The sequence below is a fragment of the Thioclava sp. JE_KL1 genome, assembly GCF_009296265.1.
Lineage (GTDB): Bacteria > Pseudomonadota > Alphaproteobacteria > Rhodobacterales > Rhodobacteraceae > Thioclava.
In genome coordinates, this window is record NZ_WBJS01000003.1 from 163659 (window position 1) to 189970 (window position 26312).

Genomic DNA, 26312 nt, shown 5'->3' on the forward strand with positions numbered 1-26312 from the left:
CCGGTCACGTCTCGGCCTGCGCAATGCGCGCCGCACAGCCTGCCGCGCAGAAGGCAACCAGCCCCTCGACCGAGGCTTGCGCATCGGACTGCGAGGCCAGCGCCGCGATCCGCCATTCCGAGGTCAGGAAGGCCAGAAGGGCTGCGACCGAATAGACGAACCCTTCGGCCACGACCGCCCGGCTGACCTTGGGATGCAGCGCACAGATCTCATCCATGAAACGCTGCGCGGTCGGGTCGAACAGATCGGTCGAAATATCCGCCCAGGCCGGATCGGCCGAGACCATCGCCACAAGCCGCGCATAGGCCAGCCATTGCGGATCGCTGCCCGCCGCCTTCGCCAGATAGGGCCGGAAGAAACAGCCGAGGATCGCCGTCAGATCGAGCGCGCCCTGCCCCTTCGCCTGCGCCAGAGCCTCCAGACGCAGACGCGCCAGCTCTTCGGCGCGCCGCTCCACCACTTCGCGAAACAGCGCCTCTTTCGAGCCCCCGTGATGGTTCACCAGACCCAGCGGCACCTCGGCCAGCGCGGCGATGTCGCGCACCTTCGCGCCTTCGAATCCGTCCCGCGCAAACACCGTTTCCGCCGCATCGAGAATCCGTGAACGACTCGCGAGAGAGCGTTTCGACGGCGCTCTAAGTCTTTGTTTCTCGGTCGTCTTTTTCGTCATCAGATCGGGGCTTGCTTATTTTGAACAATGGTTCAATTTAAGAATGTCTGGGAGGAGACGCAACATGACAAATACGAGGGGCACGTTCGCCCTGATCGGCGCGGGCCCGATGGGTCTGGCCGCGGCCAAGGTGCTGGGCGAACAGGGAGTGGACTATCAGGGCTTCGAGCTGCACAGCGATGTGGGCGGGCTCTGGGATATCGAGGGCGCGCATTCGACGATGTATGAAAGCGCGCATCTGATTTCCTCGAAGCGGATGACGGAATTCACCGATTTCCCGATGCGCGAGGAGGTGGCGGAATATCCCAGCCACCGCGAGATGGCGCAGTATTTCCGCGATTTCGCCGATCATTTCGACATTCGCCGCCATTATCGCTTCAATGCGGAAGTGACGAAGCTTGAACCGCTGGGCGGCGATGGCGAGGGCTGGCGGGTCAGCTGGCGCGATGCCGAAGGCGAGCATTCCGAGATCTATGCGGGCGTTCTGATCGCCAATGGCACACTCTCCGAGCCGAACATGCCGGACTTCCCCGGCCAGTTCGACGGCGAGATGATCCATTCTTCGGCCTATCGCGACCCCTCGCAATTCTCCGGCAAGCGGGTGCTCGTCGTGGGCGCGGGCAATTCGGGCTGCGACATCGCGGTGGACGCGATCCATCACGGCAAAAGCTGCGATCTCTCGATGCGGCGCGGCTATTACTTCGTGCCGAAATACGTCTTCGGCAAACCCGCCGACACGCTGGGCGGGGCGATCAAGCTGCCGATGTGGCTCAAGCGCAAGATCGACGGCGCGCTGCTGAAATGGTTCGTCGGCGATCCGCAGAAATACGGGTTTCCCAAGCCCGATTACAAACTCTACGAGAGCCATCCGATCGTGAACTCGCTGGTGCTGTTCCACGCAGGCCACGGCGATCTGAAGGTGCGCGCCGATATCGAACGGCTCGACGGAAAAACGGTGCATTTCAAGGATGGCACGCAGGCCGAGTATGACATGATCCTCGCGGCCACCGGCTACAAGCTGCATTACCCGTTCATCGCGCCGGAGCTGCTGAACTGGCAGGGCGATGCGCCGCATCTGTACCTGAACGCGATGCACCCCAAGCGCGATGATCTCTTCGTGCTGGGAATGCTGGAGGCGAGCGGGCTTGGCTGGCAGGGCCGTCACGAACAGGCCGAGATGGTGGCGCGCTACATTCGCGGGCTGCGCGACGGCTCGGAGGCCGCGAAGCGCCTGCAGGCGAAGAAGGCCGAAGGGTTCGAGCGCGCGACCGGCGGCATGGCCTATCTCAAGCTCGCGCGGATGGCCTATTACGTGGACAAGGCGACCTATCGCAAGGCGGTCACCGGCTGGATCAAGGCGCTCGGCGGGAAGGCCCCGGCATGACCGGGCTCGACGCGGTCCGGCTGAATTTCAGCCCCGGCGCCCTGCATCTGCTCAACGCGATTCTCGGCATCGTCATGTTCTCGGTCGCGATCGACCTGAGCCCGCGCGATTTCCGCCCTCTGGTGCGCAGGCCCTGGGCGCTGATCGTGGGGTTCACGTCGCAATTTCTGGTGCTGCCCGCGCTCACCTTCGGGCTGGTGCTGGCGCTGCAGCCCAGCCCGTCGATCGCACTGGGGCTGATCCTCGTGGCGGCCTGCCCGGGCGGGAATGTCTCGAACTTCTTCACCCATCGGGCGGGCGGGAACACCGCGCTGTCGGTCTCGCTGACCGCCTTCGCCACGGTGGCGGCAATCGTGCTGACGCCGCTCAATATCGCGTTCTGGGGCAGCCTTTACGCACCGACGCGGGCGCTGCTGCACGCCACCCATATCGATCCGGTGAGCGTGGCGATCACCGTGGGCGTCATGCTTCTGTTGCCGTTGATCGCGGGGATCGCGCTGAACCATTACCGCTATGACCTCACGACGCGCATCCGCGATCCGCTGAAATGGATCTCGATGGCGATTTTCGTGGCGTTCGTGGCGCTCTCGCTCAGCGCCAACTGGCAGTATTTCGTGCAATTCGTCGGGCTGATCGCGGGGATGGTCGTGATGCACAACGCGCTGGCTTTCGCGGGCGGCTATGGCACCGCGACGCTGGCGCGGCTGTCGCCCTTCGACCGGCGCGCGATCACCATTGAGACGGGCATCCAGAATTCCGGCCTCGGGCTCGTGCTGATCTTCACCTTCTTCGGAGGTCTGGGCGGTATGGCAATCGTCGCGGCCTTCTGGGGCATCTGGCACATCATCGCGGGCTTCGCGATCTCGACACTCATGAGACGAAAGGAGGCCGCACGATGACCCGGATCCTGATTACCGGAGCGGGCGGCATGATCGGCCGCGTACTCACCGCCGAACTGTCTGAGAGCGGCCATGAGGTCATCGCGACCGATCTGGCTTGCCCCGACACCCTGCCCGAAGCCGTGCGCTTCGTGGCGATGGATGTGACCACCGACGCCCCCGCCAAGGTCATCGCGCGCGAACGGCCGGAGGTGATCGTGCATCTCGCCTCCATCGTGACGCCGGGCCCCGGCATGGGGCGCGAGCTCGCCTATAAGGTCGATGTGGAGGGCACGCGGAAGGTGCTGGAGGCGGCACTTGCGGTCGGGGTTCGGCGGCTCGTCGTGACCTCCTCGGGCGCGGCCTATGGCTATCACGCCGACAACCCCGTGCCGCTGCGCGAGAGCGATCCGGTGCGCGGCAATCCCGAGTTCGCCTATGCCGATCACAAGCGGCAGGTCGAGGAGATGCTGGCCGAGGCGCGTACCGCCCACCCTGCCCTCGAGCAGGTCGTGCTGCGGGTCGGCACCGTTCTGGGCAAGGGCACCGACAACCAGATCACCGCACTTTTCCGCAAGCCGCGCCTGCTCGCACTGAGGGGGTGCGAGAGCCCCTTCGTCTTCATCTGGACCCGCGATCTCGCGCGCATCCTGATCCGCGCTGCGACAGATGGTCCGCCGGGCATCTTCAACGTCGCGGGCGACGGCGCTTTGGGCGTCAGCGATCTGGCGCGGCGTCTGGGCAAACCGGTGCGCCGCCTGCCCGCGCTTGGCATCAAGGTGGCGCTGGCCCTCGCCCATCCGCTGGGGCTGAGCCGCTACGGGCCCGAGCAGGTGCGCTTCCTGCAATACCGCCCCGTGCTGGCCAATGACGCGCTGAAAGAGGTCTTCGGCTACACGCCAGAGCTGACCAGCGCCGAGGTCTTCGATCTCTGGGCCCGCGAGGCCGGGCTATGAGCACGCGGGTTGCGGTAATCTCGGGCGGCGCCGGGGGGCTTGGGCAGGCGCTCTCGGCGGGGCTGCGCGCCGAGGGATGGCAGGTCGTTCTGCTCGATCGGGATATCTCCGGCCTGACGGGCAAGCCGAACGAGGAAGCCATCGCCTGCGATCTGACCGACGCGGATCAGCTTGCCAGCGCCTGCAAAGACATCCTGACGCGTCACCCCCGCATCGACCTCGTGATCTACAACGCGGGCGTCACCCAGATCGGGCCGTTCTCGGAGCTGACCGAGGCCGCGCATCGCAAGGTCTTCGAGATCAACTATTTCGCGGCCACCGCAATGGCGCGGCAGTTCCTCGAACCCGTGCGGGAAAGCCACGGCACGCATCTGGCGATTTCCTCGGTCGCGGGGTTCTCGCCGCTCTATCACCGCACGGCCTATGCGGCGTCGAAACATGCGCTGGAAGGGTTCTTCAAATCGCTGCGTTCGGAGGAGGCCCCTCACGGCGTGCGCGTCCAGATCGCGGCACCCTCCTTCGTGGCGACCAATATCGACCGGGCCGAGCGGCAATCCGACGGCATCGCCCGCCCGGGAGCGGCTGCGGACGGGGTGGATTACATGACGCCCGAGGCTGCCGCACGGGTGATCCTTACTGGGCTGAAGCGCGGCCGCCCGATGATCCCGGTGGGCCGCGTCGCGTGGCTCGCGTGGTGGATCAACCGCGCCTCGCCCCGGCTGTTCCAGCGGCTCATGGAGCGCAACATCGCGAAGGGCCAATCCTGAGGCCGAACACAGTGACCTTTCGCTAGAGATCGAGAAAAATCGCGCCCGACTTGATCGAGCGCATTGAAGCGATGCGCCCCCGCAGCGCTAATCTGACTCCGACCCTGTGAAGGTCGGAGGCCCGTGATGCGATCACTCTCATCGATAGTTTCCCGCACCCCGGTGGATGGGTGCGACCGAATGCTCCACCTCGGGCGCGTTGACTCCATTTGCGCGAATGCGCATATGCGAATGTAGAAATGGAGGCACCGATGATCGTGACTATTCTTTCCGCGCTTGCCGAACCCACCCGGCTGGGGGCGATGCAGCTTTTGCATGACGGGAGCGAGCATTGCGCCTGCGAATTGATGGCGCGTCTCGATGCCACCCAGTCGCGCATGTCGCGCCATATGGGCGTGCTGAAAGCCGCGGGACTGGTCGTCGACCGGCGCGATGCGCAATGGGTCCGGTATCGGGTGAACCCCGACCTCTCCCCGGAAATCCAGCAGATTCTGAGCGCGGTCATGAAAGCCAGCGCCAGCACGGAAAGGACCGCGGCATGAGTGTGACGCAGCATGAAACGCCGCATGGCGGGATGCCCGGCTGGGCGTGGAGCGTGGTCGTCGCGGCAGGCCTCGTCGCGTGGTGGGTGGTTTACCACCAACTCCCGGCCCTCTCCGAATGGATCGTCTCGCTGCTGCCGGTCGCCCGCGACACCCATACCGGCGAGGCGCTGGCCTTCTTCTTCTACGACGTGCCGAAAGTGATGATGCTGCTGACGCTGATCGTCTTCGCGATGGGGGTCGTGCGCAGCTTCTTCAGCCCGGAAAAGACCCGCGCGCTTCTGTCGGGCAAGCGCGAGGGCGTCGGCAACGTGATGGCGGCGGGATTGGGCGTATTGACCCCGTTCTGCTCCTGCTCGGCGGTGCCGCTGTTCATCGGATTCGTCTCCGCGGGCATCCCGCTGGGCGTCACCTTCTCCTTCCTGATCGCAGCCCCGATGGTCAACGAGGTGGCTCTGATCCTGCTGGTCGGCCTCGTCGGCTGGCCCGTGGCGCTGGTCTATCTCGGCTTCGGTCTCGCCATCGCGATCGTCGCGGGCTGGGTGATCGGCAGGCTCCATGTCGAGGGCTGGCTGCAGGACTGGGTGCGCGACATCCATTCCGGCGCGACCACGCCGGGCGCGGTCGAGAGCGACGATCTGAGCATGACCGACCGCTATCGCCTCGGCCTCGAGGCGGTGCGCGAGATCTTCTCCAAGGTCTGGATCTGGATCATCGTCGGGATCGCCATGGGCGCGCTGATCCACGGCTATGTGCCGCAGGACCTGATGGTGCGCATCATGGGCTCGGGTACGTGGTGGTCGGTGCCGGCAGCCGTACTGATGGGCGTGCCGATGTACACCAACGCCGCCGGCGTCATCCCGATCGTCGAGGCGCTTCTGGGCAAGGGCGCGGCGCTCGGTACGGTTCTGGCCTTCATGATGTCGGTGATCGCGCTGTCGATGCCAGAGATGATCATCCTTCGCCAGGTCCTGAAGCTACGCCTGATCGCGGTGTTCATCGGGGTCGTCGCCAGCGGCATCCTCGCCGTCGGCTTCCTGTTCAACGCATTGTTCTAAGGAGAAAAAGAGATGAAGGACGTCAAGGTTTACGGCCCCGGCTGCAAGCGCTGCGAAAAGACCGAGGAGATGGTCAAGGAAGCGGCCGCCAAGCTCGGCATCGAGGTCTCGGTCGAGAAGGTGACCGATCCCCGCGCCATCGCCATGGCGGGCGTGATGTCGACCCCCGGCGTCTCGGTCGACGGGAAGCTGGTCCACACGGGCGGCCTGCCCGACAGCGGCAAGCTCGAGGGCTGGCTGTCGGCCTGAACGCCCCCCTATCCGCCCCGAAAAAGAAGACCCCGCGCCGGGTGGCGCGGGATGAACTAGCGGGCGGCGTTTCTCATGGGACCGGCTGACCGAGCCCGGCCTCGTAGAGGCGGAACCACGTCTCCCTGTCGATCTGAACCTTCAAAGCATCGGAAAGCTTCGCGATGCGCTCGAGATTGTTGGTGCCCATCACCGGAATGATCCGCGCGGGATGCGCCAGCAGGAAGGCCGTCGCGACAGCCGCACGATCCACGCCCTGCGCCTGCGCGATATCGTCGAGAACGCTCTGCACCCGGCCCTCGCCCGTCATCAGCGCGCCGCCGCCCAGCGGCGACCACGCCATCACCGGCTGCGCCTGCCGCTGATGGAAGGCCAGATCGCCATTGGTGAAGGGCTGCAGGCAGCCAAGGCTGATCTCGATCTGGTTCGTCGCCAGCGGCGTCTTCATCCCCGATTGCAGCAGCTCCCAGTCCCACGGGCGGAAGTTCGACACGCCAACCGCGCGCACCTTGCCGGACGCCACGAGATCGTCGAGCACAGCCCCCGTCTCGTCATGATCCATCAGCGGATCAGGGCGGTGGATCAGCAGCAGGTCGATCCGGTCGGTGGCCAGCTCCTTCAGCGAAGCCTCGACCGACGCTTCGATATGCGCGCGCGAAGTGTCGTAATGCTTCACCTTGCGATGCGCATGACGGCCCGCCGAGACGATGATGTCGCATTTCGTGACGATCTCCATCTGATCGCGCAGCGACGGGTCCTCGCGCATCGCCGCGCCGAAGACCCCTTCCGCCGTGTAGCCGCCATAGATGTCGGCATGGTCGAACGTGGTGATCCCCTGCGCCAGACAGGCGTCGATCTTGGCGCGCACATGGGCGGGCGAGGTGTCGGCGTCGTCGGCCAGCCGCCACATGCCATAGACGATCCGGCTGAGCGCGACATCCGAGGTAAGGTCGATCTTTTCCATTAGCGGCGTTTCCCTTCTGCGAGCGGTGTTGCGGGCGGTCCCATAGATTTCAGGCGGCGAGACCGTGTCGAGATGCGGATAGCCCTACAAGATGAAGGCGCGAATGCCCATCTCGCGGAATTCCTCGAGCTCCGAGATCACCTGATCGGCTGCCCCCACCAGTGCCGCGCCGCAATCCGAACGCGCGCGCCCCGGTCCAGAGGTTCGGCGCGACATAGCCGCTCTCATCAGCACTACAATCATGCGTCTCTCCCTCGCGGCTCCTTTTCGAATTAGCTTAGGTAAAAAACCTGCTTGATAGCGCACCGGCCTGCCGACCTATCATCAGGTTTCCGAGTTGTTGTGTCGAGATATCGCAGCGGAACCCGAAAGACCCGGTGCAGCGCTCGATCGAGACCGGCGAGGCCGTACGCTTTCCCGCACGACCTTGGCGGTGCGTCGCCTGAGGGCACAGAGGTCAGGCCGGGCCATGGCCTGACACCCGCACACTGAGCGCGCGGGGCTGCGACGCTGAGTCACCCCTCACGCGTTTGACGCGGATCAATTCTCGGCTCACCCTCGCGTGATACGAGCTTGAGTGATGACCCGACCCCAACGCGCCTCCAGAGCCTTTGACGGCAAGATCGACCGCGGCCCACGCCTGCACGCGCCGCGCTTCGCTGGATTGCGCCGCGCGCAATCGGCGCTGCTGACCGCGCTCGTCGCGATCCTGCTGCAGGTCGTCCTGCTGACCGATCATCTGGGCGCGGCCGCCATCGCCGCCACCGGTCGGGCCGCGCCCGGCGCGCAGATGGGGCTGCTGCAGATCTGTACCGGCGAGGGCATCGTCTACATGACCCCGCAGGGCGAAACGGTCGCCGCGCCGGATGGGGCCGCGCCCCTGCCCAGCCAGACCGCGCCCACGGGTCAGATCCACAGCCAATGCGCGGTCTGCGGCTCGGCCTCGGTCTGCGCGTTTGATGCCCCCGACACCATCGTCACCCCGGCACGTCTTGACCGCGAGATCGCCCCGCTCCATGCGTCCCTTGAGCGGCTCTCTCTCCCGGTGCAGACCGCGCCCCGTTTCCGGCACGCCCGCGCCCCTCCTGTCGTCTGAGTGCGTCCCTGCACGTCGATCCGGACGTGCTTTTTCCAAACCAGACACATGGCTCGCGACTGCGCCCGTCTCTCGATGGCGGTGGGTTGCGATATGACAGGATGATCCCGATGAAACGACGCGACTTTCTTCTGACCTCTTCGACCGGCCTCGCGCTGGTGGCCTCCGGCGCAGCCGCCGAGGATATGAAACCGATGGACGGCATGCCGATGTCGCCGATGGACTGGACCGACCAGAACGGGCTGACCCGCTTCCTCAAGACCGACACGGCGCCGCTCGAAAACGAGTTCGAGAAATATCCCCGCTGCCCCTATTGCGGCATGATGCGGCAGATGTTCAGCCAGACGCGCCACCTGATCGTCTATGACAACGACACGGTCGACGGCACCTGCTCGCTGCATTGCGCGGCGATCAGTCTTGCGCTGAACATGGATGCGGGTCCGAAGACGATCTACGCGGGCGATGCGGGCGCGGACGCCAAGGTCAAGCCGCTCGTGGTGGTCGATGATATGACCTATGTGATCGACGCGAAAAAGCCCGGCACGATGACCGGCACGTCGAAATACGCCTATGCCGATCCGGCCAAGGCGGATGCGGCGGCCAAGGACGGGGGCAAGCTGGCGAGCTTCGATGAGGCGCTGGTCATGGCCTATGCCGATATGGCGCGCGACACGATCAACATTCGCAAACGCCGTGCCGAGCGCCGCGCCCGCGCCGGTCAGTGATCGCCTCAAGGCGGGGCCCGCGCGGCCCCGTCCTTTCCGAATACGTTTCAAGGAGTTGCAAGACGATGTGCAACCATTCCTGCCATCACGGGGGCACGCCTGCGCGTCCCGCAATGCGCCGTGCATCGCGCCCGACACGCCGCCAGATGCTCAAACGCGCGGCAGGCTTCGCCGCCGCCCTCTCGCTCGGCCCGGGGCTGAGTGCTGCGCGCGCCGATGCACCCACACTCGACCTGCCCCCGCCCGGCCCCGGCGACACCTGCCCGGTCTGCGGCATGTTCGTTTACAAATACCCCGAATGGGTCACCACCGTGCTCTACGCGGATGGCTATGCCGATCATTTCGACGGCGCCAAGGACTACTTCAAATACATGTTCGACATGGAGAAATACGCCCTCGGCCGCAAAGCCGACCAGATCACCGACATGGGCGTGACCGAGTATTACGGGCTCAAGCTGATCGACGCGCGTGAAGCGCTTTATGTCGTGGGCTCGGACGTTCTGGGGCCGATGGGCCATGAGCTGGTGCCGCTGATGAACGCGGTCGATGCGCAGGATTTCATGCGCGACCACAAGGGCCAGAAGCTGCTCCGCCACGACGAGGTCACGCCGGAACTGCTCGACGCGCTCGATCAGGGCGGCCCGTTCTGATGCGCCGCTCGAGCTATGTCTTTGCGGGGCTTGGCGCCCTGACGCTGCTGCTGGCGGTGGAGCTATATTACCCCGTCTTCGCGCGCCCCCATCGTGATGGGCGTCTGCTCGAAGAGCGCAGATTGGTCGCGCGGCTGGGGCTGACCGATCCGGCGCTGTTTACCGAGGCGCGCTACACCCGCAACCCCAGCCTAGCCGATCTGAACACGCCGTTTCAGGACCACCCGGGCAGCTTCGACCACTTCCCCTCCGGCACATTTGTGCCGCCCCCCGCCACGCCCGGCAAGGGCTGGCTCCTCTTCCAACCCGAGGCCGCGAAATGACCCCATTCCTGCGCCGCCAGCGCGCGCTGGCCGATTTCACCCTCGCCGCTCTCGCCCGCCGCAAAGGCAAGAATATCGCCCTGATCGCAGTCTATTCCGTGGTGGTCTTCGTACTCGCCTCGGCGATGTTCTTCGCCGCCAGCCTGCGGTTCGAGACCACGACCGTGCTCGAAGGCGCGCCCGAGATCACCGTGCAGAAGATCACGCTGGGCCGTCAGGATCTGATCGAAGGATCGGTCGCCGACGAGATCGCCGCGATCCGCGGTCTGACCGAGGCCCATCCCCGGCTTTGGGGCTATTATTACGACCGGATCAATGGCGCGAATTACACCGTCATGGTGCCCGACGACCCCGAGATGATGCCCGACCCCGGTCAGATCGCGATTGGCGAGGGCATCCCCCGCGCACGCGGCCTCGAATGGGCGGGCGCCCCGGTTTTCCTGTCGCGCTACGAGGGCGATCTGAAGAAATTCGACGTCGCCAGGACCTTCAGCCGCGACTCCGCGCTGATGACCTCGGATCTGATGCTGATGAACGAGGCTGATTTCCGCGACTTCTTCGACATTCCCGAAGGCCGCTACACCGATGTCGTGGCCCGTGTGCGCAACCCCAACGAGGTCGCTACCATCGTCCAGAAAGGCTCGAACGCGCTGCCGCAGATGCGCTTCGTCACCCGCGCCGATATCGCGCGCACCTATCAGAAACTCTTCGACTGGCGCGAGGGGTTGCTGACGGCGCTGGCCTTCGCGGGCATCCTCGCCTTCGTCATCTTCGCCGCCGAAAAAGCCAGCGGGCTCTCGGCCGAGGAAGCGCGCGAGATCGGCATCCTCAAGGCGGTGGGCTGGAACACGCGCGACGTGATCGCGATGAAGATGTGGGAAGGCGGACTGATCTCGCTCGCGGCTTTCCTGATCGGCACCGTCGCGGGCTTCGCCCATGTGTTCTTCTTCGGCGCCCCGCTCTTCGCGCCGATCCTGAAGGGCTGGGCGGTAATCTATCCCGATTTCCCGCTGAGCCCGCATGTGGACGGGCTGCAACTGCTGACGCTCGCGCTGCTGACCACCCTGCCCTATATCGCCGCGACCGTGGTGCCGATCTGGCGCACGGCCTCGGCCGATCCCGATGCCGTGATGCGCTGAGGAGCCCGCCATGATCACTCTGCAATCCGTGACCAAGACCTATAATGCGGGCCGCCCCAATGCCGTGACCGCGCTGGACGGGATCGACCTGAGCATCGAGGGGCGGGCCGTCACCGTGCTCAAGGGACCGTCGGGCTCGGGGAAATCCTCGCTCCTGTCGGTCGTGGCCTGCATGGCGCGCCCCTCCACGGGCCGCGTCAGCCTCGATGGCGAGGTCGTCTCGGGCCTGCCGGAGCACTTCCAGACCGAACTGCGGCGCGTGCGGTTCGGCTTCATCTTCCAGCGGTTCAACCTCGTGCGCGGCCTGACCGTGCTGGAAAACGTGATGCTGCCAGCCGCGCCGCTGGGCAAGCCCTTCGCAGAGCTGCGCGCGCGCGCGATGGACCGGATCGAGGCGCTGGGTCTGGGGCCGCGCGCCCAGACCCGGATCGAGCGACTCTCGGGCGGCGAGGCGCAGCGCGCGGCGATCGCGCGGGCGCTGATCAACGATCCCCCGATCCTGATCGCGGACGAGCCCACGGCCAATCTCGACAGCGCACTTTCCGAGACCTTCCTGCAGATCGTCGCCGAGGAGAAAGCGCGCGGGCGCACCGTCATCATGTCGAGCCACGACCCACGTGTCTGGGGCGCGGATTGCGTCGACCGGGTGGTTTCGATGCGTGACGGGCGGATCGAGGACGCGCCTGTCCAGCAGGAGCCGCAGCCATGATCTTTCAAACGCCGATCATGGCGCTGTTGCTGGTGGCCGGTCTGGCCGCGCTGACGGCCCTCTGGGCGGGCGGCTTCGCCGTGACCGTGCTGCGCCGCTGGGATCTGTCGGATATGGGCGCGCGCCAACTGCGTATGGAGCGGATGACGGAGCTGGTCTCGACCCTCTTCGCCGCCGTCATGCTGGCCGAGCTCGCGGCCCTATTGCTGTTTGTCTTCAATGCCGACCGGATGTCGTCGCTATTCGTCGGCGCGATGTGTGCGGTCGGCACGCTCAACGTGAACGATTACGGCTTCCCCGCGCTCTATCTCAAGATCGGCGTGTTCTTCGCCGCCGTGATCTGGCTGATCCTCGACCGGGCCAACAGGCTGGGCCGGGACTACCCGCTGACTCGCGTGAAATACGCAGCCCTTTTGGCAATCACGCCGCTGATCCTTGCCGATGGCGCGGTCGAGTTGAGCTATTTCCTCGACATGCAGACCGATGTGATCACCTCGTGCTGCTCGAAGCTGTTCACGCCGAACAATCCCAATCTCGCGCACCAGATGGCGGGCGTCGGCGAGGCGCAGGCGCTCTGGCTGCTCGGCCTCACCGCGCTGATCGCCCTAGCGGCTGGGATCGCGGCGCTGATCCGCAAGCGCGGCTATGGGCTTTACGCGCTGGCCTCGGCGCTGATGTTCGGGATGGGGCTGACCGCGATCGTCGCGACGGTCTCGCTCTATATCTATGAAAACCCCAACCATCATTGCCCGTTCTGCATCCTCAAGCCCGAATACGGCTATATCGGCTACGCGCTCTATGTGCCGCTGTTTCTGGCCACCGCAGCCGGGCTTGGGGCGGGCGCGCTCAGCCCGTTTCAAAAGCGCGCCTCGCTGGCCGGGCCCCTGCCGGGTTTGATGCGGCGGCTGCTGATCTGGTCGATGGCCGGGTTCGCCACCTTCGGGATCGTCTGCCTGATCGTAATCTGGCGCTCGCATCTGATCCTCTTCGGCTAAGCTGTCCGCGACGCGGGCAGCCCCGATTTGGGCCAGTGTCGCACCGGGCTATGTCGTAAGGCATCCGCGCCGCGCGCGGGAACGCGAACTGGAGGAGGACAGACCATGAGCAAGGCACAGGCGGTGATTATCGGAGTGGGCGACGGGCTTTCAGCCGCGGTGGCGCGGGAGCTTGCGCCCGATTATGACCTCACCCTCGCGGCTCGCAGCGCCGAGAAGATGCAGGCGCTGGCCAAGGAAACCGGCGCGCGCATTGTGCAGCTGGATGCGACCGACGAGGCCGCGATTGCCGATCTGTTCGACGCCCTGCCCGAGCCGCCGCGCGTTGTCGTCTACAACCCGTCCGGCCGGGTGCGCGGCCCGGTGGCGGAACTCGATGCCGAGGACGTTCGCGCCGCCGTCGAGATCACCGCGATCGGGGCGTTTCTGACCGGCAAGCACGCCGCGCGGCGGATGCTCGAAGCCGAGCCTACCGAGGGTACTCGCGGCACCATCCTGTTCACCGGGGCCTCCGCCGGGGTGAAAGGCTTCGCGCGCTCCGCACCCTTCGCGATGGGCAAATTCGCACAGCGCGGACTGGCCGAAAGCATGGCGCGCGAATTGCACCCGCAAGGCATCCACGTCGCCTGGGTGAACATCGACGGCATGATCCTAAATCCGGGCCGCAGCGAGGCGCCCGACAAGCCCGGCTCGATGCTGCGCCCCGCGGCGATTGCGAAGACCTATCGCCAGCTGATCGAGCAGGATCGCAGCGCCTGGACGAACGAGATCACGCTGCGCCCCTGGGTCGAGACGTTCTGAGGCGGCGGGCGCTCAGCGCCCCTTGCCCGCCTCCAGCGCCGCCGCGCGCATCGCCGAGAGCGACTGGCGCGGGGTCAGCGCCTCGGGCGAGATCACGAGGTCCAGCACCGCGCCGGTCTCCGAGGCCCGCGCCCGGTCGAACGCGGCTGCGAAATCCTCCGTCCGCTCGACCCGCTCGCCGTGGAAGCCATAGGCCTTCGCCAGCGCCGCGAAATCGGGGTTCACCGCCATCGAGGTGCCGGAGACGCGGGTCGGATAATTGCGCTCCTGATGGGCGCGGATCGTGCCGTAAATCCCGTTATTTAGGATCAGAATGATCGGCTGCGCGCCCGCCTGCGCGGCGGTGGCAAGCTCCTGCGAGGTCATCTGGAAATCGCCGTCGCCCGCGAAGCAGACCACCGTCTTCTCGGGCTGCGCCACCTTGGCCGCGATGGCCGCCGGCACCCCGTAGCCCATCGCGCCCGATTGCGGCGCAAGCAGCGTGGCGTTCGGCCCGAAGCGGAAGAACCGCCCCGGCCAGACCGCGAAATTGCCCGCCCCGTTGGTCAGGATCATGTCCTCGGGGAGTTCCTCGCGCAGATAGGCGCAGACCTTGCCCATATCGACCGGCGAGGGCAGATCGGGCAGATCGAAGCCGGCCTCATAGGCCGCGCGGCCCTCGGCCCGCCAGTCGGCCCAGTCACCTTTGACCGGCTCCAGCGCGCCAAGAGCTGCGGCAAAGGCGTTCGGCCCGGCATGGATGCCCAGTTCGGGGCGGTAGATCTTGCCGATCTCCAGATCCGAGCCATGAACATGGATCAGCCGCTGCGCCGGCTGCGGCACGTCCAGCAGCGTGTAGCCATCGGTCGTGTTCTCGCCAAAGCGCGCGTTGATCGCGAGGATCACGTCGGCCTCGCGCATCAGGCGCTTCACATGCGGCGCCATCCCGACGCCTGCATCGCCGCAGAAGACGGGCGAATTATTGTCGAACTGGTCCAGATAGCGAAAGACGGAAAGCACAGGTATATCAGAGGCTTCCGCGAAGGACTTAATGTGCGAAGTGCCGTCCCCGCGCCAGTTGCACCCGCCATAGAGGATCAGCGGACGCTTGGCCCCGGCCAGCATCTCGCGCAGCTCGCCCATCGCCGCCGGATCGGGCTGCGGCTCGGTGATCCGAACGGGCGCAGCAAGCGGCGTGGCCTCGGTCATCGCGGTCAGCATGTCCTCGGGCAGAGCGACCACGACCGGGCCGGGCCGCCCGCTCACAGCCATCGTCCAGGCGCGCGAGAGGATTTCGGGGATGCGCTCGACCCGGTCGATCTCGACGGCCCATTTCGCCATGGTGCCGAAGACCGCCTTGTAATCGAGCTCCTGAAACGCCTCGCGGCCCTTCATATCGGTGCCGACCTGCCCCACGAAGAGGATCATCGGCGCGGAATCCTGCATCGCCGTATGCACCCCGATCGCGGCATTGGTGGCCCCGGGGCCGCGCGTGACCATGCAGATGCCGGGCTCCCCGGTCAGCTTGCCGTAAGCGGCGGCCATGAAGCTCGCCCCGCCTTCCTGCCGACACAGCACGAAATCCAGCGTGCCTTGCGTGTCGTGCAGCGCGTCGAGCACCGCGAGATAGCTCTCGCCCGGCACCCCGAATGCCTTGCGCGCACCAAGCCCCACGAGGCTTTCGACCAGAACCTGACCACCGTTTCTCATGCGCGCGTCTCTCTCCCCTTGTGCCGCCCCGCGCATCGGCGCGGCGCTTTCGAGAGGCCTAGCACGCGCCAAATCCGAGCGCACCCCCGGCAGGTCGCGAGCGCGCCAGATCACCCGGCGAGGTAGGTCCGGAACCACGCGATCATGCGCTCCTCGGCCAGTTTGGCGGCGGCCTCGTCGTAGCGCGGCGTCGTGTCGTTGTGAAACCCGTGATTCACGCCCGGATAGATATAGGCCTCGTAGCGCTTGTCGTTCTCCTCGAGCGCCTTTTGATACTCCGGCCACATCGCATTGATCCGCTGATCGAGCGCTGCGAGCTGGATCATCAGCGGCGCCTCTATCATCGCGACCTGCGCGCTGTCAGGCGCGGCCCCGTAGAACGGCACGCCCGCGCCCATTTCGGGATAGGCGACGGCGAGCTTGTTCACCACGCCCCCGCCATAGCAGAACCCGGTCGCACCGACCTTGCCATTGGTGCCGTCGAGCGTCTGGAGATACTCAAACCCGGCGAAGAAATCATTGAGCAGCGCGCCCTGATCGAGGCTGCGCTGCATCGTGCGCCCCTCGTCGTCATTGCCCGGATATCCGCCGAGCGAGGACAGCCCATCGGGGCCCATCGCCACGAAGCCCGCCTTGGCGAGGCGGCGCACCACGTCGCGAATATAGGGGTTGAGGCCGCGGTTCTCATGCACGACGAGGATCGCTGCAGGCGGATTGTCCGGATCGATCTGCGTCGGGCGCACCAGATAGGCGGTGATCTCGCCGGTGCCGTTCGGGCTCGAATAGGTGATGTCTTCGCCCTGAATGTCAGGATCGTCCTCGGCCACCTGCTGAGCCAGCGCATAATCGGGGGCAAGCGCGCTGAGGATCGCCAGCGCGGTCACGCCGCCCACCGCCCATTTCCCCGCCCGATCGAGAAATTCCCGTTTCGAGATCTTGCCATGGACATAGTAATCGTAGAGATCGAGAAGTTCCTGGTCGAAATCGGCCGCCGTCAAGCGGCGCGCATTGGCTGGATCGGTCATGGTGAATCCTCCTCCTGAGACCGGGAAGCATATCACGCACGAGTGATTTTCCGTCGCATTATCGACGCGCATTTCATGCGAGGCGCCCTCCTCACGCCGCGGCTGATCTAGCGTGCCGCGTCGCATCACAAACCAAATATTCTCAATAGACCTTGGGTTGCATCTTGCAATTACGTTACGTTTATAGGTTGTTAAACCTATTGGCCCCGCCCCGCTGTAACGTGTCATCTCGAGGAGCCCCGAATTGAAAACTTTTCGCCCTGTCATCGGTATTATTTTGGTTGCGGGCGCGCTTTGGGTGATCGTCGGAGAGCAGATGTCGGGCGTGAGCGCCGATGCCGTCGTCAATGCGCCCGTGGTCACGGTGCGCAGCAGCACCGCCGGCAAACTCTCGATGCCGAAACGACCGCTCGGTGCCCATGTCGACAAGGGTGAGCGGCTGGCCACCGTCGATGATATCCTCTCGGACACGACGCGGCTCGAAGATTTGCGGATGGAGCTGGCGAATGCCGAGGCGAATGTCGCGCGGATCAAAAGCGACCTCGCCGCCAAACGCACGCAACGCGACGCCTATAGCGCGCGCAGCAAGCTCTATCGCACGCATCGCATCGCCGAGATCGAGACGAAGCTGAAATTCGCCCGCGCGCGGCTCGACCGGCTGCAGCCCGATGCGCAGAGCACGGAGACGAGTGCCACGAACGTAGCGCAGACCGCCCCCGCCGCCCCGGCGGAGAACGGCCCCGTGACGCAAGCGCGCGAAGACGTGGCGCTGCTTGAAAACGCGCTCGACGCCGCCAAGTCCGGCGTCTATCTGGGCGACGGCTATAACGACGCCCCAAGCTCCGAACAGCGCGGTGCGCTTCTCGATGAGGAGATCGCCTCACTCGAGGCGGACCTCACCGAGGCCGAGGCCCGCGTCAAGACGCTCGACGCGCGCCGGTCGAAGGAACAGACGCGGGTGAACACACTGAGTTCAAGCCAAGTGACATCGCCTGCAAACGGGATCTACTGGGAAACCCTGCAGGCAGATGGCGTGACGGTGCAGCGGGGCGATCCGATCATGTCGCTCGTCGATTGCGATGTCTCGCTGGTGACCGCTTCGGTGAGCGAAGGCGTCTACAACACCCTCAAGGTGGGCGATTCCGCGACCTTCAAGCTGGCCGCGCGCGACAAGATTTACGACGCGACGATCGCGCGGCTCGCCGGCAGCGGCGCGGCGCGCGTCTACCAGAACCTCGCCATCGCGCCGAGCCAAAAACATCTCGAGCGCTATGATGTGACGCTTCTCGTTCCGGACCTGAAATCCGATGCCGATCTCGACTGTCCCGTGGGGCGGACCGGGCGCGTGTTCTTCGAGCACCGCCCCCTCGACTTCCTGCGCTGAGGGCGGGGCGGCATGTTCTTCTATCCGCAACTGGGAGAGCTTGGCTCGGCGGCGATGCAGCTCATCCTCGTGGTGGGTATCACCGCCATTCTGCCGAGCTTCGTCAAACCGCGGCGCAACTGGCACCGTGCGGTGCTGCTGGGGATCAGCGCGGTACTGGCGCTGCGCTATATCTGGTGGCGCGCGACCGAGACCCTCGCCCCGCCCGGCCTGACGCTGGATGCTCTGGCGAGCTGGTCGCTCTTCGGCCTCGAAGCCTTCACCATGATCGGCTCGCTCAGCGCCTTTCTGGTCCTGTCGCGGATCAAGTTGCGCAGCGAGGAAGCGGACAAATACGCCAATCTCCCGACGGAGAAAGAGCCGCTCGTCGCGATCCTGATCGCTACCTATAACGAGGATCGCGACGTTCTCGAACGCACCATCGTGGGCGCGAAATTCCTGCGCCATCGCAACAAGATGATCATGGTCTGCGACGACAGCCGCCGCGACTGGCTGCGCGATTTCTGCGAGACCAAGGGCGTGCGTTACATGCGCCGGGCCGACAATGAGGGGCAGAAGGCGGGCAATATCAACCACGCGCTGGACCGGCTGGCCGAAGAAGAGGTGCAGCCCGATTTCGTAGCAATCCTCGATGCGGATTTCGTGCCCCATCGCGGCTTCATTTCCCGCACGCTGGCGCTGTTTCACGACCCCGACGTGGGCCTCGTACAAACGCCGCAACACTTCTTCAACTCCGACCCGATCCAGCACAATTTCCGGCTCGACAGCTCCTACCCGGACGAGCAGCGCTTCTTCTTCGACCAGATGCAGCCCGCGCGCGACGGCTGGGGGATCGCCTTTTGCTGCGGCACCTCCTCGGTCTGTCGTTGGAGCGCGCTGCGCGAGATCGGCGGCTTCAACACCGAGAGCGTGACCGAAGATTTCATGCTGACGCTGGCGTTGCAGAACGCAGGCTGGCGCACCGTCTATCTGGCCGAGCCGCTGACCGAAGGCCTCGCCCCCGAAGGCCTCAAGGAATACATAACCCAGCGCGCCCGCTGGTGCCTCGGCCTGATGCAGATCGCGCGGTCCTCGCTTGGCCCGTTCTCGAAAAGCAATCTACGCCTGCGCGACCGCTGGAGCGTCATCGACTCGATCTTCTACTGGACCACGACCTTCCCCTTCCGGATCGCGGCGATCTGCTACCCGCTGCTCTACTGGTATTTCAACATCACGGTGGTGAATGCGGGCCTCGCGGATGTGCTGAGCTATTTCGGGGTCTATTACCTGTGGAGCCTGATGATACTGAACATGCTCAGCCGCGGCATGGTCGTACCGCTCCTGAACGACGTGAGCCAGTTGATCGGCGCGATCCCGATCGCCCGCGCCGCCTTCACCGGCTTGCTGCGGCCCCATGGCCACCCGTTCTCGGTGACGGCGAAAGGCGGGGATCGGTCGAAGGTCGTCGTGCAATGGCGGATCATGATGCCGTTCCTGATCCTGTTTTTCCTGACGTTGGGCGGCCTTCTGATCGGGATCATCTGGGATCGCTTCGCCTATTACGACGCGGGCGACGGCAAATGGGTGATCCTGTTCTGGACGGTCTATAACCTGTTCCTGCTGGCCGCGACCTGCCGTGCCTGCGTCGAGCTGCCCCGGCGCGAAATCCATGTGGCCGACAAGCCCGAGCGGATTTCCTTCGTCTCCGACGGCACGGAATACTGGGTCTGGATGACCTCTTTCACGATGGACACGGTGCGCCTGCGCGGCCTGACCTTGCCGGAACAGACCCGCGGGATGTTGACGATCGACCAGATCACCGACCCGATCGAATGCTACGTCATCGCGAAGACCCGCGATGGCGCGCGCCTCCAGCTTCTGCCGACCGAGGAGCAGCGCGAAGAACTTTTCGTGCGCTTCTATGCCGAAGGGGACGAGCCGGGCGTCAGCCATGTGAGCGCGAGCGCGCTTCTGCACGACATCTACCGCCGCTTCTTGCCGAAATACTCCTCGGACGAGTGAGCCCGCGGGGCGCGCGATTAATAGGTATTGATGGAGATGCCGACGAAGGCTTCCTTGGCCAACGCGCGCCAACCCGCCCGGATCGAGACCGGCCCGTCGTCGATTTTCTGGGTCACCGCGATGGTACGCTCGGAATAGGTGTCGCTTCCGCCCGCGGAGAGTTCGAGCCCCAACCCGGACCGGTTCCCGGCCTGAAACAGCGCGAACCAGTCCTGATCGATCGTGTTGTATTGCCCCAGCATGAAGACATGCCCGAAGCTGGTCGGCGTATACCGCTCCAGCCCCACGCGCGCGCCGAGTCGCCAGTTATCATCGTCCAGCGTGCGCCCGATGCTGGGGCCGAGCTTCAGCGTGCCGATTCCCTCGAGCGCGAAGTCCCGCGTCACGGCCGCGCCGGTCGACCATCCGCCATCGTAATCCGAGAAATTCGCGCTGAAGCTCACCTTCCCGCGCGACATCGAAAAGACCGTGTCTGAGGTATTCTGCGCAGCGTCGAACTGCACAAACGTGCCATCCGCGCGGGCTTGCGAGCCCGCCCCCAGTGACAGTGCCAGGCAGGTCGCGATCGCGACGCTTACTCCTTGAATCTTTTGCATATTTCGCATCCTGTAAGCCTGTGCCCGAGACCTTTGCGGCCCCTCGATCTGCAATCTGGTTTTTGCGGAAAGACCCGTCGATCGAGCCCTCGCAGTCCCGTACCCCGGGAGCTTGTTCCTTCGAGTGTTTGGCATCGCTTTGCGCTTTGCAAGCCATCCTTCCGGTCCGCGAAAAAATTAACCTTGAAATGGGCCCGCACCACTTTCTCGCCGTATTTACTCAGTAACCATGATTTAAATCGGACCCCTTCTACAATTAACGTAGGATTGAAGCGAAGATGAGCATTCGGCGACAACACAATCTCGGGGGCATTTTCCGACGCACCGCTCTGGCGATGGTGCTCGTCGTGGCAGCGACGGCCGTCTTCGTCGCCAAGGTCGTGTCGGATCAAGCCCATGAATTTCAGACAGCCATTGAACACAAACTGGTCCTGAGAGGCTCGGATGCGATCGCGCTCAGCTTCAACACGGCCCTGATGCGCGAATGGGACAGTATGCATGCCGTTGCGCGAAGCATCGGCACCGCGTCGCAAGACGACATCAACAAGTTCATGGACGCCGTCGCCCGCACCGGGGGCCAGGTCGCTTGGGCAGGCTTCGCCGCGCCCGATGGCACGATCATCTCCGGCTCGAACGGCTATGAGGTCGGCAAGAATGTCAGCTCCAAGCGGTGGTTCCGCGATGGTATCCGCGTGCCGTCGGTCGACTCGATCACCGAGACGGCCACCAATGCGCAGACCGGCAAGATGGAGTATTTCCTGAACCTCTCGACCCCCGTGAAGGGCGCGAACGGCCAGAAGATCGGCGTGCTGGTCTACCGCGTGCGGATCGCATGGGTGCGCAGCTTCCTGTTCGAGGCGAGCAAGGAACTTGGCATCGACGTGGTCGTGCAGGACATCAACGGCGATCCCGTCATCGACACCCGTCAAGACAGCACGCCCCTGCCCAAAAGCCTGACGTCAAGCGCGAGCCTGCGCAGCAAGTCTTCCGGCGTCTTCCACCTTGTCGACGGCAAGGACGGCGGAACCTATGCCTTTGCGCCGGATTTCGTCTGGAACAAACTACCCAACTTCGGCTGGCGCGTCTTCGCGGTTCTGCGCCGCGACAACATCTCGAACGATCTGCCGGTTTTGACGCAGGTGACGCTGGCGACGGTCGCAGCCGCGGCGCTGTGCCTGCTCGGCGTGACGCTGGTGTTCCTCAAGCTGCTGCTGCGCCCGGTCGAGCGGCTGGCAGAGGATGCCAAGAGCATCGCGAACGGCAAATACGTCTTCCCCGAAGAAGCGACGAGCTCTCAGGAAGCCGCCTCGCTGTCGAGCGCACTCGCGATCATCCAGAGCAAGCTCACCCCACAGCGCGGCGAGCGGCCGCCACGGTCGACACCTGAGGCGACACCCGAACCGCATTCGTGATCTGGGCCTGACTTGGGATCGAGACAAAAAGGGGCGCATCGGCGCCCCTTTTTCATCGGGGCGACGCGTCTAGAGCGGCAGCCCCGTGAGCCGCGCCACCAGTTCGGCGGTGTTGCGCGCGCCGAGTTTCGCCTGCAGTCGCGCGCGATGCGCCTCTGCCGTACGCGGCGACAGTTCCAGCACCCGCGCGATCTCCTTGTTGGTCTGCCCCTCGGCCAGAAGCGCTGCCACCTGCCGCTCGCGCGCGGTCAGATCGACGACGGGCCGCAATTCCGACAGATCGGCAAAGCTCCACACAGCGCGCGCGAAGGGATCGTCGGGCGTCAGCGATTGCCCCCGCACCCGGCACCAGAACAGAGACCCGTCGCGACGCTGCATGATCCGCTCATCGGCATAGCGCCCGGTCTCGCGCATCCGCCGCAACCCGATCTCCCCGATGCGCAGGAACTCCTCCTGCGACGGGTAGAGCACGGCGAGCGAGCGCTGCGGCAACTCGTCTTCGCGATAGCCGAAACTCTCGCAAAACCGCGCGTTGCACCGCTCGATCACCCGGTCGCGGGTGACCGCCAGCCCGACCGGCGCATGCTCGAACGCCAGCAGCGCCATCTCATCGCTGTCCAGCAGGTCCTGCTCCATCCTCTTCTCCCGATAGCGTAGTTCTACGAATAGAGGTCGTGCCGCCCCTGCGCTAGTCTCCCCCGCAACGGAGGATCATTGGGAGGAGAGCCGCATGGACGCGAAGATCGTCGGCTGGGGCCATACGAAATTCGGCAAGCTGGAGGGGCGCACGCTCGAGGATCTGGTTCTCGAAGCGGGCGGCGGCGCGCTGGAGCATGCAGGGATCGACCCGGCGGAGATAGACGGCATCTGGCTGGGGCATTTCAACTCCGGGCTGGTGCCGGACGGGTTCGCAAGCTCGCTGGCGCTGGGGATCGACGACAGGCTGCGCTTCACGCCTGCGACCCGTGTGGAGAATGCCTGCGCGTCCGGCTCGGCTGCGATCTATGCCGCGCGCGATGCGATCCGTTCGGGCCGGGTGAAGGCCGCGTTGGTGATCGGGGCCGAGAAGATGACCGCGAAGGACACCGCAGGCGTGACCGAGGCGCTGGCCGGGGCGTCCTACCAGATGGAGGAGGCGGGCGTTTCCTTCCCGCAGATTTTCGCACGGTTTGCGCAGGCCTATTGTCAGGCGCATGGCGACCGTTCGGCCGCCCTCGCCCGGATCGCGGCGAAGAACCACCACAATGCGCTCGCCAATCCGCTGGCGCAGATGCGCAAGGATGTGGGGTTCGAGTTCTGCAACACAGTCAGCGACAAGAACCCGATGATCGCCCCGCCCCTGCGGATGACCGATTGCTCGTTGATCTCGGACGGGGCTGCGGCGCTGGTCATGGTCGCCGACGACCGCGCGGGCGATTTCGCCAATTCCATTGGTTTTCGTGCCGCCGAGCAGGTCAATGACTACCTGCCGATGTCGCGCCGGGACCTGCTGGCCTTCGAGGGTCCGTCCGAGGCGTTCCGCCGCGCCTATGCTTCGGCAGGCGTCAGTGTCGATGATCTCTCCTTCGCGGAGGTCCATGACTGTTTCACCATCGCGGAATTGCTCGTCTACGAGGCGATGGGGCTTGTGCCGCAAGGCTCCGGTGCGCGGGCCATCGACGATGGGCTGGTGCTGCGCGACGGGCGTCTGCCGGTAAACCTCTCGGGCGGGTTGAAGGCCAAGGGCCATCCCGTGGGCGCGACCGGCGTGTCGATGCATGTGCTGGCTGCGATGCAGCTCACCGGTCAGGCGGGCGAGATGCAGCTGCCCGGCGCGGAACTTGGCTGCGTCTTCAACATGGGCGGCTCGGGCGTCGCGAATTACTGCTCGATCCTCGAAGCGGAGCGCGCGGCATGAACCCGGCGGAGTGGCTGATCCGCAGCGCGGTCCGCACCCCGGACGCCCCCGCGCTGCTGCAGGGCGAGGAGTTGCGCGCGACCTATGCAGAGTTCGCCGACCGCGCCGCCCGGATCGGGGCTGGGCTGGTGGCGAAAGGGATCGCTCCGGGCGACCGCGTGGCGCTGTTCGCCAAGAACTGCCCAGAATATCTCGAGGCGATTTATGGCGCGTGGTTCGCAGGCGCGGTGGCGGTGCCGATCAACGGCAAGCTGCACCCGCGCGAGGCCGCATGGATCATCGAGGCTTCCGAGGCGAAGCTGGCCTTCACCGGCGGCCCGGAAACCGATCTGGGCGTCGAGACGGTGGACCTCAAAGGCCCGGCCTATGCCGATCTTCTGCGCCATGATCCGATGCCCGCCCCGGTCGAGATCGCGGAAAGCGAGACGGTCTGGCTGTTCTACACCTCCGGCACGACCGGGCGGCCCAAGGGCGTGTGCATCACCTCGGCCAATGTGCAGGCGATGTGTCTGGGCTATTTCTCGGATGTGGACAGCGTCGAACCGCAAGACGCGATCCTCTACGCCGCGCCGATGTCGCATGGTGCGGGGCTTTACAACTTCGTCCATGTGATGCGCGGCGCGCGCCATGTGGTGCCGCGCTCGGGCGGGTTCGAGGCCGACGAAATCCTCGAGCTTGCGCCGAAGCTGCAACATGTCTCGATGTTCGCCGCCCCCACGATGATCCGCCGTCTGGTGGACCGCGCCCGCGCCACGGGTCAGACCGGCGAGGGCATCAAGACGATCGTCTATGGCGGCGGGCCGATGTATGTCGCCGATATCATCGACGCGGTCGAGGTGATGGGGCCGCGCTTCGTGCAGATCTACGGTCAGGGCGAGAGCCCGATGACGATCACAGCCCTGTCGCGCGAACTGGTGGCGGACCGAACCCATCCGCGCTGGCGCGAGCGGCTAGCCTCGGTCGGGCTGGCACATAGCTCGGTCTCGGTGCGCATCGCCGACAGCGAAGGCCGCGCCCTGCCCGCGGGCGAGACCGGCGAGATTCTCGTGAGCGGAGCCGCCGTGATGGAAGGCTACTGGCAGAACCCCGAGGCGAGCGCGAAGGCGCTGCGCGACGGCTGGCTCTGGACCGGCGATCTGGGCACGATGGATGCGGACGGCTTCGTCACGCTGCAGGACCGCTCCAAGGACGTGATCATCTCGGGCGGCACGAATATCTATCCGCGCGAGGTCGAGGAGGCGCTGCTTCTGCACCCTTCGGTCCACGAGGTCGCGGTGGTCGGCAAGCCCGACCCGGAATGGGGCGAGAGCGTCGTGGCCTTCGTCACGCCCGCGCCGGGGGCCGAAATCGACCCCGCCGCGCTCGATCAACATTGCTGCGAGCAGATCGCGCGTTTCAAGCGCCCCAAGGCGTATCGCGTGATCGCGCAGCTTCCCAAGAACAATTACGGCAAGGTCCTCAAGACCGAGCTGCGCAAGAAAGTGACGGAGGAGGACTAATGTCGCGACTGGATGGAAAGACGGCTCTGGTAACGGGTTCGGTGCAAGGCATCGGGCTGGCAATCGCGAAATCGCTGGCCGAGGCGGGCGCGCGCATCGCGCTCCACGGTCTGGCCGATGAGGCGCAGGTCGCCGAGGCGACAGCGGTGCTGGAGGCCGCGGGCGCGCCGGAGGTGAAGTTCTTCGACGCCGACATGGCCGATCCGGCGCAAATCGACGCGACGATGGATGCGGTCGCGGATTGGGGCGGCGCGGATATCCTCGTGAACAACGCAGGCATCCAGCGCACGGCGAGCCTTGCCGAGGCCACGCCCGAAATCTGGAACGCCATTCTCGCGGTGAACCTGTCGGGCGCGTTCCACACGATGCGGCGCGCGATGCCGGGCATGGCCGAGCGCGGTTATGGCCGTGTCGTGAACATCGCCTCGGTGCATGGGCTCGTGGCCTCGGCCAACAAGGCGCCCTATGTCGCCTCGAAATTCGGTCTCGTCGGCATGAGCCGGGTCGCGGCGCTGGAATATGCGCAGGCGGGCACGCGCGAAGCGGGCGGCGTCACCGTCAACTGCATCTGCCCGGGCTGGACCGAGACCGACATTCTCGGACCCCAGATCGCGGAGCGCGCGGCGGCGCATGGCGGCGACCGGGCGGCGGGGATCGCGGATCTTCTCGCAGAAAAGCAACCCACACGGCGCCTCTCGGACCCGTCCGAAATCGGGGCGCTCGCGCTGTGGCTCTGTGCGCCGATCGCGCACAACGTCACCGGCACCTCGATCCCTGTCGATGGCGGCTGGACCACGCAATAAGGCTCGGAGGTGAGAAAGGGGCGGCGGGTTGACCACCGCCGCCCCTTCCTTCGAACCGGCGCAGGCACCTCGGGGGAGGCGTGATGCCTGCGCTAGGGGG

At 65.4% G+C, this 26312-nt stretch carries 27 protein-coding genes and 1 pseudogene; 21 read left to right on the forward strand and 7 right to left on the reverse strand.

Going from position 1 to position 26312, the window contains the following annotated elements; all coding sequences use genetic code 11:
* Positions 1–4 precede the first annotated feature (4 nt).
* Complete coding sequence (locus F8R15_RS06185; RefSeq protein WP_172976174.1) at positions 5–670, reverse strand: TetR/AcrR family transcriptional regulator; 666 nt, start codon at positions 668–670, stop codon at positions 5–7.
* Between the two features lie 64 nt (positions 671–734).
* On the opposite strand from F8R15_RS06185, the gene F8R15_RS06190 reads away from it, so the two are divergent.
* The 7 genes from F8R15_RS06190 to F8R15_RS06220 all read left to right on the forward strand — a co-directional run bounded on the left by F8R15_RS06190 (position 735) and on the right by F8R15_RS06220 (position 6504).
* Positions 735–2054: an NAD(P)/FAD-dependent oxidoreductase gene (locus tag F8R15_RS06190; RefSeq protein WP_152843986.1), complete on the forward strand. Its 1320-nt coding sequence runs from the start codon at positions 735–737 to the stop codon at positions 2052–2054.
* On the forward strand, positions 2051–2953 hold the full coding sequence (locus F8R15_RS06195) for a bile acid:sodium symporter family protein (protein WP_152843987.1): 903 nt from the start codon (positions 2051–2053) through the stop codon (positions 2951–2953). Before F8R15_RS06190 ends, F8R15_RS06195 begins: the two co-directional genes overlap by 4 nt.
* The gene (locus F8R15_RS06200; RefSeq protein ID WP_152843988.1) at positions 2950–3888 is read left to right on the forward strand and encodes an SDR family oxidoreductase; all 939 of its coding nucleotides are present in this window, start codon (positions 2950–2952) and stop codon (positions 3886–3888) included. Before F8R15_RS06195 ends, F8R15_RS06200 begins: the two co-directional genes overlap by 4 nt.
* The gene (locus F8R15_RS06205) at positions 3885–4655 is read left to right on the forward strand and encodes an SDR family oxidoreductase (RefSeq protein WP_152843989.1); all 771 of its coding nucleotides are present in this window, start codon (positions 3885–3887) and stop codon (positions 4653–4655) included. Before F8R15_RS06200 ends, F8R15_RS06205 begins: the two co-directional genes overlap by 4 nt.
* 251 nt (positions 4656–4906) lie before the next feature.
* The gene (locus tag F8R15_RS06210; RefSeq protein WP_152843990.1) at positions 4907–5197 is read left to right on the forward strand and encodes a metalloregulator ArsR/SmtB family transcription factor; all 291 of its coding nucleotides are present in this window, start codon (positions 4907–4909) and stop codon (positions 5195–5197) included.
* Between the two features lie 32 nt (positions 5198–5229).
* On the forward strand, positions 5230–6255 hold the full coding sequence (locus tag F8R15_RS06215; protein WP_152844212.1) for a permease: 1026 nt from the start codon (positions 5230–5232) through the stop codon (positions 6253–6255).
* Between the two features lie 12 nt (positions 6256–6267).
* On the forward strand, positions 6268–6504 hold the full coding sequence (locus F8R15_RS06220) for a thioredoxin family protein (RefSeq protein WP_078546966.1): 237 nt from the start codon (positions 6268–6270) through the stop codon (positions 6502–6504).
* A 73-nt stretch (positions 6505–6577) separates the two neighbouring features.
* Here F8R15_RS06220 and F8R15_RS06225 read toward each other — a convergent pair whose 3' ends face one another.
* Together F8R15_RS06225 and F8R15_RS06230 are read right to left on the reverse strand one after the other, a co-directional pair.
* A complete protein-coding gene (locus tag F8R15_RS06225; protein WP_152843991.1) occupies positions 6578–7468 on the reverse strand; it encodes an aldo/keto reductase family oxidoreductase in 891 nt (296 codons plus the stop codon).
* An 87-nt stretch (positions 7469–7555) separates the two neighbouring features.
* A pseudogene (locus F8R15_RS06230) lies at positions 7556–7700 on the reverse strand (alkanesulfonate monooxygenase); the annotation flags it as partial.
* Between the two features lie 348 nt (positions 7701–8048).
* Between F8R15_RS06230 and F8R15_RS06235 the strand changes: the two are divergent.
* The 8 genes from F8R15_RS06235 to F8R15_RS06270 all read left to right on the forward strand — a co-directional run bounded on the left by F8R15_RS06235 (position 8049) and on the right by F8R15_RS06270 (position 13906).
* Positions 8049–8564: a DUF2946 family protein gene (locus tag F8R15_RS06235; protein ID WP_152843992.1), complete on the forward strand. Its 516-nt coding sequence runs from the start codon at positions 8049–8051 to the stop codon at positions 8562–8564.
* Positions 8565–8674: 110 nt separating this feature from the next.
* Positions 8675–9289, forward strand: a complete 615-nt coding sequence (locus F8R15_RS06240; protein ID WP_152843993.1) for a nitrous oxide reductase accessory protein NosL — start codon at positions 8675–8677, stop codon at positions 9287–9289.
* A 65-nt stretch (positions 9290–9354) separates the two neighbouring features.
* On the forward strand, positions 9355–9939 hold the full coding sequence (locus F8R15_RS06245; RefSeq protein WP_253732437.1) for a nitrous oxide reductase accessory protein NosL: 585 nt from the start codon (positions 9355–9357) through the stop codon (positions 9937–9939).
* Positions 9939–10262: a hypothetical protein gene (locus F8R15_RS06250; protein ID WP_078519216.1), complete on the forward strand. Its 324-nt coding sequence runs from the start codon at positions 9939–9941 to the stop codon at positions 10260–10262. The genes F8R15_RS06245 and F8R15_RS06250 overlap by 1 nt, the downstream gene beginning before the upstream one ends.
* Complete coding sequence (locus F8R15_RS06255) at positions 10259–11401, forward strand: ABC transporter permease (protein WP_152843994.1); 1143 nt, start codon at positions 10259–10261, stop codon at positions 11399–11401. Before F8R15_RS06250 ends, F8R15_RS06255 begins: the two co-directional genes overlap by 4 nt.
* Positions 11402–11411: 10 nt before the next feature.
* Complete coding sequence (locus tag F8R15_RS06260) at positions 11412–12110, forward strand: ABC transporter ATP-binding protein (protein ID WP_152843995.1); 699 nt, start codon at positions 11412–11414, stop codon at positions 12108–12110.
* On the forward strand, positions 12107–13105 hold the full coding sequence (locus tag F8R15_RS06265) for a hypothetical protein (protein WP_152843996.1): 999 nt from the start codon (positions 12107–12109) through the stop codon (positions 13103–13105). The genes F8R15_RS06260 and F8R15_RS06265 overlap by 4 nt, the downstream gene beginning before the upstream one ends.
* 105 nt (positions 13106–13210) lie before the next feature.
* A complete protein-coding gene (locus tag F8R15_RS06270; RefSeq protein WP_152843997.1) occupies positions 13211–13906 on the forward strand; it encodes an SDR family NAD(P)-dependent oxidoreductase in 696 nt (231 codons plus the stop codon).
* A 12-nt stretch (positions 13907–13918) separates the two neighbouring features.
* Here the strand turns inward: F8R15_RS06270 and F8R15_RS06275 are convergent, their stop codons facing one another.
* The gene (locus tag F8R15_RS06275; protein WP_152843998.1) at positions 13919–15595 is read right to left on the reverse strand and encodes a thiamine pyrophosphate-binding protein; all 1677 of its coding nucleotides are present in this window, start codon (positions 15593–15595) and stop codon (positions 13919–13921) included.
* 110 nt (positions 15596–15705) lie between these two features.
* Entirely contained in the window at positions 15706–16620 is a 915-nt protein-coding gene (gene yghX, locus F8R15_RS06280; protein ID WP_152843999.1) for a YghX family hydrolase, read from the reverse strand.
* Between the two features lie 244 nt (positions 16621–16864).
* Here yghX and F8R15_RS06285 point away from each other — a divergent pair, with 244 nt between their 5' ends.
* Positions 16865–18004, forward strand: a complete 1140-nt coding sequence (locus F8R15_RS06285) for an HlyD family secretion protein (RefSeq protein WP_152844000.1) — start codon at positions 16865–16867, stop codon at positions 18002–18004.
* Between the two features lie 12 nt (positions 18005–18016).
* Complete coding sequence (locus F8R15_RS06290) at positions 18017–20005, forward strand: glycosyltransferase (RefSeq protein WP_152844001.1); 1989 nt, start codon at positions 18017–18019, stop codon at positions 20003–20005.
* A gap of 17 nt (positions 20006–20022) precedes the next feature.
* On the opposite strand, the gene F8R15_RS06295 is transcribed toward F8R15_RS06290, so the two are convergent.
* A complete protein-coding gene (locus tag F8R15_RS06295) occupies positions 20023–20601 on the reverse strand; it encodes a hypothetical protein (protein WP_152844002.1) in 579 nt (192 codons plus the stop codon).
* 278 nt (positions 20602–20879) lie between these two features.
* Between F8R15_RS06295 and F8R15_RS06300 the strand changes: the two genes are divergently transcribed.
* Entirely contained in the window at positions 20880–22013 is a 1134-nt protein-coding gene (locus F8R15_RS06300; protein WP_152844003.1) for a cache domain-containing protein, read from the forward strand.
* 69 nt (positions 22014–22082) lie between these two features.
* On the opposite strand, the gene F8R15_RS06305 is transcribed toward F8R15_RS06300, so the two are convergent.
* Positions 22083–22649: a PAS and helix-turn-helix domain-containing protein gene (locus tag F8R15_RS06305; protein ID WP_244176527.1), complete on the reverse strand. Its 567-nt coding sequence runs from the start codon at positions 22647–22649 to the stop codon at positions 22083–22085.
* 94 nt (positions 22650–22743) lie between these two features.
* On the opposite strand from F8R15_RS06305, the gene F8R15_RS06310 reads away from it, so the two are divergent.
* From F8R15_RS06310 to F8R15_RS06320, 3 genes are read left to right on the forward strand one after another with little or no spacing between them, the layout of a single operon-like run.
* Entirely contained in the window at positions 22744–23910 is a 1167-nt protein-coding gene (locus F8R15_RS06310; protein WP_152844004.1) for an acetyl-CoA acetyltransferase, read from the forward strand.
* Positions 23907–25409 (forward strand): class I adenylate-forming enzyme family protein, encoded by a 1503-nt coding sequence (locus F8R15_RS06315; RefSeq protein ID WP_152844005.1) that lies wholly within the window; start codon positions 23907–23909, stop codon positions 25407–25409. Before F8R15_RS06310 ends, F8R15_RS06315 begins: the two co-directional genes overlap by 4 nt.
* Positions 25409–26212 carry a 3-hydroxybutyrate dehydrogenase gene (locus F8R15_RS06320; RefSeq protein ID WP_152844006.1) on the forward strand — a complete coding sequence of 268 codons (804 nt, stop codon included), beginning with the start codon at positions 25409–25411 and terminating at the stop codon, positions 26210–26212. Before F8R15_RS06315 ends, F8R15_RS06320 begins: the two co-directional genes overlap by 1 nt.
* The last annotated feature ends 100 nt before the right edge of the window (positions 26213–26312 follow it).